This is a genomic window from Algoriphagus winogradskyi, assembly GCF_900182815.1.
Taxonomy (GTDB): Bacteria; Bacteroidota; Bacteroidia; order Cytophagales; family Cyclobacteriaceae; genus Algoriphagus; species Algoriphagus winogradskyi.
In genome coordinates, this window is sequence record NZ_FXUA01000009.1 from 110,175 (window position 1) to 120,750 (window position 10,576).

At 41.5% G+C, this 10,576-nt stretch carries 8 protein-coding genes; 5 read left to right on the forward strand and 3 right to left on the reverse strand.

Annotated features, from left to right (window positions below; genetic code table 11):
• Entirely contained in the window at positions 1 to 1,242 is a 1,242-nt protein-coding gene (locus tag QOL76_RS19070; protein WP_283414556.1) for an alkaline phosphatase family protein, read from the reverse strand.
• Between the two features lie 361 nt (positions 1,243 to 1,603).
• Here QOL76_RS19070 and QOL76_RS19075 point away from each other — a divergent pair, with 361 nt between their 5' ends.
• Positions 1,604 to 2,278, forward strand: coding sequence for a YiaD family glycine zipper/OmpA-like lipoprotein (locus QOL76_RS19075; protein ID WP_465251390.1), 675 nt, complete (start codon positions 1,604 to 1,606; stop codon positions 2,276 to 2,278).
• 245 nt (positions 2,279 to 2,523) lie between these two features.
• Here the strand turns inward: QOL76_RS19075 and QOL76_RS19080 are convergent, their stop codons facing one another.
• Both QOL76_RS19080 and QOL76_RS19085 read right to left on the reverse strand, forming a co-directional pair.
• Entirely contained in the window at positions 2,524 to 3,039 is a 516-nt protein-coding gene (locus tag QOL76_RS19080; RefSeq protein WP_283414558.1) for a GNAT family N-acetyltransferase, read from the reverse strand.
• A gap of 186 nt (positions 3,040 to 3,225) precedes the next feature.
• Positions 3,226 to 4,152 carry an SGNH/GDSL hydrolase family protein gene (locus tag QOL76_RS19085; RefSeq protein WP_283414559.1) on the reverse strand — a complete coding sequence of 309 codons (927 nt, stop codon included), beginning with the start codon at positions 4,150 to 4,152 and terminating at the stop codon, positions 3,226 to 3,228.
• Between the two features lie 173 nt (positions 4,153 to 4,325).
• On the opposite strand from QOL76_RS19085, the gene QOL76_RS19090 reads away from it, so the two are divergent.
• The 4 genes from QOL76_RS19090 to QOL76_RS19105 all read left to right on the forward strand — a co-directional run bounded on the left by QOL76_RS19090 (position 4,326) and on the right by QOL76_RS19105 (position 10,111).
• Positions 4,326 to 5,195: a DUF808 family protein gene (locus QOL76_RS19090; protein ID WP_283414560.1), complete on the forward strand. Its 870-nt coding sequence runs from the start codon at positions 4,326 to 4,328 to the stop codon at positions 5,193 to 5,195.
• 81 nt (positions 5,196 to 5,276) lie between these two features.
• Complete coding sequence (locus tag QOL76_RS19095; RefSeq protein ID WP_283414561.1) at positions 5,277 to 6,830, forward strand: serine hydrolase domain-containing protein; 1,554 nt, start codon at positions 5,277 to 5,279, stop codon at positions 6,828 to 6,830.
• 152 nt (positions 6,831 to 6,982) lie between these two features.
• A complete protein-coding gene (locus QOL76_RS19100; protein ID WP_283414562.1) occupies positions 6,983 to 7,612 on the forward strand; it encodes an NAD(P)H-dependent oxidoreductase in 630 nt (209 codons plus the stop codon).
• Between the two features lie 198 nt (positions 7,613 to 7,810).
• Positions 7,811 to 10,111, forward strand: coding sequence for an FdhF/YdeP family oxidoreductase (locus QOL76_RS19105; protein ID WP_283414563.1), 2,301 nt, complete (start codon positions 7,811 to 7,813; stop codon positions 10,109 to 10,111).
• Positions 10,112 to 10,576: the final 465 nt, after the last annotated feature.

Consider the following 10,576-nt stretch of genomic DNA (forward strand, 5'->3'; position numbering starts at 1 on the left):
TTACTTTAAAATTGGTTCTAGCACTTCCAGTTTACCATCAATATTCTCAGGAATCGGAAGCCCCAGTATCTTACATACTAAAGGATACACATGGATATTCTGAAAAGTTTCAATTTCCAATCCTGATTTGAAAGCAGGACCATTAGCGTAGAAGATAGCATGCATGTCTTTGTATGCTGGGCTATACCCATGTTCTCCAAAAATATCCGTATCTAACCTATCCATATTGTCTTGCATCCGAGTAAGTGTGGTCTCCCAAGCCAAGTAATAGCATCGGTCAGGAATGATCAAAATATCACCTATCCTATCCTTATACATCAAATCCTGGTAGTTTTCCTTATCATCCACATCGGTGATATGAATCGGAAGCTCAGACTTTTCCAGCTGCTTTATGATTTTCTCCTTGTCCTTTTGGTCTTCCAGATACACATGGGCTAGCGCACCACTATTCACGATTCTGGCGGGAATACCCTTGGTTAGATCAGTCAAATTAAGGAAGTGATCTGGTGTAACGTCCATCATTCCATGATCAGACACCACGATGACATTGATATCCAAGTCATAGCTTTTGATGCCCTCGAAGAGCGCACCCAACTCATGATCTAGCTGAGTCAACCTTTCGGACAGCCTTTCATCATTGCTAGGCCCATATCTATGACCTACATCATCCATGTCCGAAAAATACAGGGTAATCAACCTTGGTCGCTTTTCCTCTGGAAGTTCCAGCCATTTGAACACTTCAGTTACTCTGGAGAGATTGCTTACATTCCCATCGTAATCATAATAGTAGCTCGGCCGTACCCCTTGTACATCCGCTTCAGAACCTACAAAAAAATAACTTGCTGCGACCATATTGTTTTGCTCTGCAAGTACCCAAAGCGGTGTTCCTCCATACCAAGTTCCATCTTGCACTATTTCCTTTTTCCCTATCCCATAGGTTAGATCTTTCTTGGGATCGTAGAAAGAATTGTCTACCAAACCATGATGCTCAGGCTTCAAACCGGTGGCGATCGTATAGTGATTGGGAAAAGTCTTGCTGGGAAAAGACGGCATCATACTTTCTGCCGCCACACCACTGGCTATGAAGCGGCTGAGATTTTCTGGTTTAAACCGCTCCACATAATCGTATCGAAAGCCATCGAGCGAAATTAAAATGACTATGGGCTCTTTCTTTTCTTGGGAAAAAGTAAGAACTGGAAATGAAACCAGTGCAATCAGAAAGAGCGAACAGAATCTTTTCATGGCGTATTCTTTTTTCAAAAATACCTCCTGCAGGATTGCGATACAATCCGATTGTCACTAATAACAGTTTGATAAAACCAGAGGGATTGGCATCACTCACTTTTTGACATTGCCTTGGTCTTCCAATCGATCCCATTTGGAGCAAAAAGACAGAAGAACATCACTAGTTGATCATTTTTTTTCAGATAATAACTCAACTACAAACTAGCATTTTTCGGGGAAAGCAAGATCAATTGCATCCCTTGTTACCACAAAATCGGGAACATTTTCCCATGATGATAATCCTTAAATGACTCTAATTAGCTCCTAAACGATATGGTACATGAATTGGAATGAAGTATAGCATCAAACAAACAATGATATGAAGACGACCAACAAATTTTTAATGGCAGCACTAATCACCTCTACCACACTAGGTGCTGTAAGTTGTAAATCAAGTAATGCTGTCAAAGGTGGCGCTATAGGTGGCGCTGCTGGTGGTGTACTAGGAGGCGTGATAGCAGGCAAAGACAACACTGCCGTAGGTGTACTGATAGGTTCAGCTATAGGCGGATCTGCCGGTGCTATCATCGGAAATGAAATGGATAAAGCAGCAGATGAACTTCAGCGAGATTTGGAAGGAGCTACTGTAGAGCGCGTAGGTGAAGGGATCAAGATCACCTTTGACTCTGGGCTAATGTTTGGAGTAGATAAATCTGAATTGAGCGAGGTGTCTAAGCAAAACTTAAGCGAACTGGCAGAAACGCTGAAAAAGTATGAGGAAACCAATATCCTCGTAGAAGGGCATACGGATAATACCGGAGCTGATGACTATAACATGGATTTATCCCGTAGAAGGGCATATTCCGTGGAGGACTACCTGACGGAAAATGGTATTTCCAAAGGAAGAATGGAAATCTCAGCCTATGGCGAGATGCAACCTACTGCTACCAATGAAACGGAAGCAGGTCGTCAGCAAAACAGACGAGTAGAAGTTGCGATCTATGCAAATAAGAAAATGCAAAAAATGGCTGAACGAGGTGAAATCGGAGAATAATTTTCTTTGATTGATCCCTATTTATAAATCCGAAAGGCGGCCTCTGGTCGCCTTTTTTAATTTTTATGATTATTCGCTTTTGTGCCAGTATTCAAAAGCAAAAAAGTATAGGTTAAACTTAGGTATTGAGGCCTCTTCAGCTTGTCCTGCCAGTGCGGGAGTCGGTGGTCATCCGGCCAGATAAGCAAAGAATCTAAGGTGACTGGCATCTTTGCGGATAATCATAGTAAGTATAGAAAATACATTCAGAAATGAATTCGCATCAAAAAATCTGTTTGAATCTCATCACCAAATGGGAATGGATGTGAGCTAAAAATACTCAGGCCATTTTTTTCGTAAAATTTGATCGCTCGAACATTCTTTTCCCAGACGCCTAGCCACAGGTACTTTTTCTTATTCAGCTTCGCAAAATTAATGGTGTGATTCAGCAGCACCTTCCCTAATCCTTGACCGATATAACGTTGAAGAAGATACAATCTAGCAACTTCCAGACTAGAATTATCCTGAAGATCTGTCTGAGCGGGAACAAAATTAACCTTGGCGTAGCCTGCCAACTCCCCGTCTACTTCCAGAAGAAAAAACACAGAAGCTGGATTCTCCATTTCTTCCGAGAATTGTTCTTCGGTAAATGCCTCTTCTAAGTAGGCGTTGACATTTTCAATTTTATTTCCTTCTGTGAAAGCTTCGACAAATGAAATTCTCGCCATTTCCACCAAAGGATTCAGGTCAGCAAAATTGGCTTTTCTGATTAAATAGGGCATTCGATAATAGGATAATAGGAAACACTCCTTTATGGAGCCTCACAATTTTCGCACAAAGCTAATTTGATTTTTTTTCTAGGACCTGAAACTCTCGCTTTTCCTCGCAGAAAAAACCTGCAGGCCTTCCATATTAAATTGAAGGAAAAACTTTACCACCTTGATTTTCAATGAAAATCGGGCTAACACCTACTTTAACATTTTTTTGATTTCCGCATCAATTTCTCTCCCTTTAGCCTGGGCTTCTTCTAAAGGAATCCCAGCATTTATACCCGGTCTAAGATGCCCAGTGGCCGTAAGCCAAGCATCCCGAAGTAAAGCTTGTCTTTTTGAAACAAGGGATAGAATTTCCTCTCCCATGGCATGTGAGGCGATAGCATCGTGGATGTCTACATAGTTTTTTACTTCAGACTCACCAATACTAATTAGAATCTCCTTTGCCATCAGCCAGTGACCGATTTCTCCTGGATGCACGCCATCTTTTGCGAGATAGAAGGCACTATCCAATTCACGCTGATCTTCTAAATACTTTCGCATTGGCCAATGAATATCAATTACCTTCCAATCCTCAGTATATCTTTTAGAGATTAGCCATTCCGAATAATTGTCTAACACATTGGCATAAGCCGCATCCTTTTTCGGATCATATACTGGCGGAGTCACGAAAATCGCCTCAGCACCAATTTCCCCAATCTTTGTATCCAGCCAATTGATCCCATCCTTATACTTTTGGTACCTCTCTTCGTCTAAAGGCAAATAAATCCCATCGTTCATGCCATAATTCACAAAAACCAAGTCGGGCTTCATCTGCTCGAATACCCGATCCAATCGCTCATGCAGATCTGGTCTTGGAAAAGCGCCATTCGCATGATTTTCCTCAGATAGTCCAGAAACCGTCTCAGATGGCAGCCCCACATTGATCCAATCTAAATCCCGATCTGGATATTTTAAACGAAAATACGTCTCCACATAACTTATGTACTGTCCTGCATACGTGATGCTATTTCCCAAAAACACTATTCGCTGCGTATCTGCAGGGATTTCATAATTCGACTGTGAAAAGACAGAAACTTTTGGAAGAATAAATAGTAGGAAAACAAAGGCAAATCGCATCATAATCTGAGTTTTGGAATAAAACGTGTATTAATTTTCAAGTTAAACAGATTCTAGCGCAGTCCAGCAAATCGCTCATTTAGGAAATCTTGATTTGTGCACCTCGCTGGAGCAAAGTATCTTCACTTTCAATTGTCCTTTTTTCGGCATCTACCTTCTTAAATTTTAATAACAAAATGGCTTCTGGAATATTTGCATTGCTTGATGATATCGCTACTCTGATGGATGATGTAGCAGTAATGAGTAAAGTGGCAGCGAAGAAAACCGCCGCAATTTTGGGCGATGATCTTGCTGTAAATGCAGAGAAAGCTTCTGGTTTCGTGTCGGATCGTGAAATCCCTGTGCTTTGGGCGATCACCAAAGGTTCACTTCTTAACAAGGCTATTATTCTGCCTTTTGCTTTTTTACTCTCTGCTTTTGTACCAGCAGTCATTAACTATATTTTACTACTCGGGGGTCTTTATCTGGCATACGAAGGCGCTGAGAAAATCTACGAATACATCGTGCCTCATAAGCCACACAAGGATGTAAGTCTTGACGAAAACCTTACTAAAGAGCAGATTTTAGCTAAAGAAAAAGAAAAGGTAAAGTCAGCTATCGTCACAGATTTTATTTTATCAATAGAGATCATAATTATTACGCTTGGCACTGTAATAGGCGAACCACTACTAGAGCAAATCCTAGTGGTATCCGCAATCTCTATGCTCGCAACAGTCGGAGTATATGGAATCGTGGCATTGATTGTTCGAATGGATGAATTTGGCTATAAACTGATTGCCATTAATGATCGTAATGACAGCTTTTCTGATAAAGTAGGACTAATCCTCGTCAACGCTTTGCCAAAAATCATTAAGGGAATGGGGATAGTTGGAACCATCGCATTGCTTTTGGTATCTGGTGGAATCTTCGTTCATAACCTTGATTTCATGCACCACATTTTACCCTCTATCCCGTCTATCATCACCGAATTCCTAGTAGGTTTGGTGGTAGGGTTCGTTGTGTGGGCGATTATTCATTTTGGAAAAAAACTTTTCATTAAGAAGTAGAATTTAGGCGCTGCGAACCCCTTTACTCATGATTCTAGGATGAAGTGATTATCTTAATCTTTCTCATCCAAAGAATCTACTATGAAGCCAATCCATTTGATTACTCTTTTAGCATTTGCATGCCTTTCAATTTCCGCAAATGCACAGGAGAAAAAACCTGAAGTAGCACCCCGTTCATTCTCTAAAGACTATCAAAAGCCAGTTTTCAAAAAAGATCATAGAGCTGAAAAGATCAAGGAAATCCTACCAGAACTAGAAGCGCTCATGACAAAATACGCCAAGGAAAACCATATTCCAGGAATTTCTTATGGCATTGTGGTGGACGACAAGCTGGTCATAGCATCTTCTACAGGTTTACTAGATGTGGAGAAAAACACCTCAGCATCCACCAATTCAGCTTTCAGGATTGCTTCAATGACCAAAAGCTTTACTGCGATGGCCATCCTAAAACTTCGGGATGAAGGCAAACTGTCTTTATCTGATCCTGCGGAAAAATATGTTCCTGAATTAGCTAATCTCAAGTACTTGACCCAGGATGCAGCGTTAATTGATATCGAAAATCTGTTGACCATGACTGCTGGTTTCCCAGAAGACAATCCATGGGGAGACCGCCAGTTAGATGAGCCAGACCAAATGCTTTTAGATCTGATTAACCACGGCATTTCATTGTCCAATTCGCCCTCTTATCAATACGAATACAGCAATACCGGCTACGCGATCTTAGGTCACATCGTTTCGAAAGTTTCCGGGCAACCCTATCAGGAATACATCACCGACAATATTTTGCTACCGTTGGGAATGACGCATACTTACTGGGAAATTGATGAAGTTCCTGATGAAAAATTAGCAGTTGGATATCGTTGGGAAGATGAACAATGGAAACTGGAGCCAATGCTTCATGACGGAGCTTTCGGAGCGATGGGCGGATTGATTACATCGATTGAGGATTTCAGCAAGTACGTAAGTTTTCATCTATCTGCTTGGCCACCCAAAAATGGCCCAGAAGAAGGTCCGATCAAACGAAGTTCGCTACGTGAAATGCATACACCACAATTCCCGCGGCTTAACTCCAACGGAGACTGCGCTATCATGAGCGGCTATGGTTTTGGATTGGGTATTTATCAAAACTGCAACGGTACCAAGTGGGTGTCTCACGGAGGCGCTTTGCCTGGTTTTGGAAGTAACTTTAGGTTTTTTCCTGAGTTCGGAATCGGGATCATGGCATTTTGCAACTTGACATATACAACCCCCTGGCCACTTGCAGAGATTGAGAAATTGCTTTATGAGAAAGGTGTAATGACCCCGAGGCAGTTACCAGTTTCAAATATTTTAGAAAAGCGAAAGGGTCAAATCGTGCTTTTAATTCAGACAGGCAGCCAAGAAATAGAAGAGTCGATTTTAGCTGAAAATTTCTTTTTGGATCAATCAAAAGAAAGTCGCTATACTCAATACAAAGCTATTTTAGCACAAGCTGGAAAAATCACAAATATCAACGACCTGATTCCTCAAAACCAACTTAGAGGTAGTTTCACGATGGAAGGAGAAAATGGAAATATTTCGATTTTCTTCACCCTAACTCCCGAGAAAGACCCTAAAGTCCAGCAATTGGACATAAGTTTCAAGCCGAAGCAATAAACCTAAGAACCTGAAAATCAATAATCACCAAAAAATATTTTACATGTACATACATTTATCTTCTAAACACGGAACTTAAAGAACCTGTCAGTGTTTAGTAGTCATATCTTTTGATTCTACCATCAAAAGTTTGAAAACTGAACCAACATATTATGCAAGTTTTAGAAAATCTGAATTGGCGATATGCCACCAAATCAATGAACGGAACGCCTGTTCCACAAGAAAAAGTAGATTACATCCTAGATGCTATTAGACTTTCAGCTTCTTCCTCAGGATTGCAGCCTTACGAGATTTTGGTGATCACTGATCAGGAAGTAAAGGAAAAAATCAAACCTATTGCTTGGAACCAAAGTCAAATCACAGACGCATCACACGTTCTTGTATTTGCTGCCTGGGACAATTACACTCCTGAGCGTATCAACGGCGTATTCAAATACAACAATGAGCAGAGAAATCTTCCAGACTCTGTCACGGATGATTACCGCAACATGCTTTTGACAAGCTATACTGCAAAAACTGCAGAAGAAAACTTCACTCACGCAGCTAAGCAAGCTTACATAGCGCTTGGCACGGCACTAATCGCTGCAGCTGAGCAGGAAGTTGACTCCACTCCTATGGAAGGCTTTGACCCAGCGGCACTGGATGAGATTTTGGATCTAAAATCCAAAGGACTCCGAAGTGTAGTGGTGCTACCACTTGGCTATAGAAATGAAGAAGGCGACTGGTTAGTCAACATGAAAAAGGTACGTACTCCAAAAGAGAAATTTGTGACAGTTATCTAACTGAAGCTTTTTCCACACTTACAAAGCGGATTGGGTTAGCACTCAATCCGCTTTTTTTATTTATAAAATCTTAACCTATATAATAAAGCCTAAAAATACACCTGACTATTAACCTGATAGAAAACCAAGGCCAATCTAAACCTTTTGGCGTTCATATTTCTTTTACTTTAACTTAGTGACTCTTAGAAATACTAGCCCATGTCTCCTTCGATACGCAAGAATATCCAAACCCAAAGCTCCAAAGAATTTACTGGAATTGACTTGAAGAAACCAGCTGTTTACGCTGCCGGATTTACTGGAGTAAAAGTAGCCCTTCAGCATACGTTCAAGGAAATGGGAGTGATAAAATCCTTCCAGACTCTTTCTCATATGAACCAGAAGGATGGGTTTGACTGTCCTGGTTGCGCATGGCCTGATCCTGAGCATCCATCCAAAGTGGCAGAATACTGTGAAAATGGAGCTAAGGCTCTGGCTGAAGAAGCTACTTCCAAAGTGGTGGATAACGCATTTTTCTCAAACTATTCCGTACAGGAGATTTCGCGCTGGTCTGACTACAAAATCGGCAAAAGTGGTCGCTTGGTGGCTCCGATGATATTAAAGCCAAACTCAAATCACTACGAGGAATGTACCTGGGAAGAAGCTTTTAGAGTGATCTCAGAGCATCTTCATGCGCTCGCCAGTCCTGACGAAGCCATCTTCTACACTTCTGGAAGATCGAGTAACGAAGCAGCATTTTTATACGGACTATTCGTCAGAGCTTTTGGCACGAACAACATGCCTGATTGCTCCAATATGTGCCACGAGTCCAGCGGAGTCGGACTTTCTGAAACGCTCGGAATCGGAAAAGGCTCTGTGAAACTCGAAGACTTTGATAAAGCCGAAGTGGTAATAGTCATGGGTCAAAATCCAGGAACGAATCATCCAAGAATGCTTTCTGCATTGGAAAAATGTAAGAGAAACGGCGGAAAAATCATTAGCATTAATCCACTTCAGGAGGCCGGACTCATACGATTCAGAAATCCGCAGGAAATCAGCGGAATGCTTTTGAATGGCCATGGATTGACTGATAGTTATCTTCAAGTGAAAATCAATCAGGATGTCGCGCTTTTAAAACTGATTGAGAAAAAACTGGTTGCTTTAGACAAGGTTGACGGGAAGGTATTTGATCATGAGTTTATTGAGAAGTACACCGAAGGCTACGAATCTCTTTTAGCACATCTGGACAGGCATTCAGAACAGGAATTACTAGAACTCTGTGGCGTTGACGAGAAATTGATAGACGAAGCAGTTGCTCTTTTAGCCAAGAAAAGCAAAATCATAATCTGCTGGGCGATGGGTTTGACTCAGCATAAAAATGGAGTGGAGAACATCAAAGAATGCGTCAATCTATTACTCCTTAAAGGAAGTATCGGTAAACCTGGCGCAGGAACATGTCCCGTTCGCGGGCATAGCAATGTGCAAGGTGACCGAAGTGTGGGTATCATGCACTACGTTTCAGAGGAACTGAATGCTGCGATCAAAAACACATTTGGATTTGAAGCTCCTGAGCATGCTGGAGTCGATGTGGTCAAGGCCATTCCTGCCATGCATGAGGGGAAGGCTAAAGTTTTCGTCGCACTAGGAGGCAATTTCGTGTCTGCTGCGTCTGACACAGAGTACACAGCCAAAGCACTTCAGAACTGTGACCTCACGGTGCAGATCAGCACCAAACTGAATCGGAGTCATTTGATCACCGGGAAAACAGCTTTGATTTTACCCACCCTTGGAAGATCTGACAAGGATCTCAAAGACGGGAAGCAACGGCATTTTACAGTGGAAAATAGCATGGGAATAGTCCACCAATCTAAGGGCTTCCTCGATCCAATCTCTGATGACCTCAAAAGTGAACCCGAAATAGTAGCAGGAATTGCCTCCACCTATTTCAAAGGAAATCATCCTGTAAAATGGAAGTTGCTTGGTTCGGATTATGAATTACTCCGTGAGAAACTTGGCGAGGTGATTTCCGGCTTCAAAGACATGAATTCAAAGTCTGAAGGGTCTGGATACTACTTGCCAAACAATGTACGAGAGCTTGATTTCAGCAAACTCCCAAATCAAAGAGCACAGTTCAGCAACACCACTCTTCCAACTCACAATCTTAAAGAAAACGAATACCTGTTGATGAGCATACGCTCACATGATCAATTCAATACGACTATTTATGGCTTGAACGACCGGTACAGAGGTATTCATAATGAGCGCAGGGTTCTTTTCATGAATGAATCCGATATGCTTCGGGAGAACCTCAAGAAAATGGACGTGGTCAATATCCTAAGTAATTATGACGGACAAGAGCGTAAAGTTTTCCAATTTTTAGTCATCCCCTACCAGATCCCAAAAGGTAATTTGGCAGCCTATTTTCCAGAAACAAATCCGCTAATTCCCATTCATGAATACGCGGATAAGAGCAATACTCCGATTAGTAAGTCGGTGCGAGTAAGTGTGGAGAAGGCTGGGTGAATTTTGTAAACAGTAAGTAGTCAGTAGTAAATTTTGTTCTACTACTTACAAAGTTTACGACTAACTACTTACAAATCCCTCCGCTCCACATGCAATCCATTTCGTAAGAAAATCAGCATCCAAGCATCAGCACAGGTTAGTATTAAAAAAGATAATTGCTATTTTAAGCCGATCTTAAAATGATTTTTAGGCAAAACCCAAATTATCCAAAATAACCTTAACCTATTCCCATGCAATCCAAACAATGGAAAATCTTGGTGCTCGCTGTCATTGTACTGACGGTTTGTGCATTCCTCCTTTTATTTAAAGAAAACAAACTTCAGCCCACTCTAGCAGGCATACCCTTCGTGTTTTGGAGTGGATTTCTTGTAACCGCCCTCGTGGTGTTTGCTACATTTCTGGGGTCGAAATTCTTTCCATTTGAAGACCCAAAGAAGCAATGATCGGCTGGTTAATATTCTTCTT

Excerpts from the sequence above, each read along its gene's own strand:
- QOL76_RS19070 (WP_283414556.1), bottom strand. The coding sequence starts at position 1,242 with ATGAAAAGATTCTGTTCGCTCTTTCTGATTGCACTGGTTTCATTTCCA.
- QOL76_RS19075 (WP_465251390.1), top strand. The coding sequence starts at position 1,604 with ATGAAGACGACCAACAAATTTTTAATGGCAGCACTAATCACCTCTACC.
- QOL76_RS19080 (WP_283414558.1), bottom strand. The coding sequence starts at position 3,039 with ATGCCCTATTTAATCAGAAAAGCCAATTTTGCTGACCTGAATCCTTTG.
- QOL76_RS19085 (WP_283414559.1), bottom strand. The coding sequence starts at position 4,152 with ATGATGCGATTTGCCTTTGTTTTCCTACTATTTATTCTTCCAAAAGTT.
- QOL76_RS19090 (WP_283414560.1), top strand. The coding sequence starts at position 4,326 with ATGGCTTCTGGAATATTTGCATTGCTTGATGATATCGCTACTCTGATG.
- QOL76_RS19095 (WP_283414561.1), top strand. The coding sequence starts at position 5,277 with ATGAAGCCAATCCATTTGATTACTCTTTTAGCATTTGCATGCCTTTCA.
- QOL76_RS19100 (WP_283414562.1), top strand. The coding sequence starts at position 6,983 with ATGCAAGTTTTAGAAAATCTGAATTGGCGATATGCCACCAAATCAATG.
- QOL76_RS19105 (WP_283414563.1), top strand. The coding sequence starts at position 7,811 with ATGTCTCCTTCGATACGCAAGAATATCCAAACCCAAAGCTCCAAAGAA.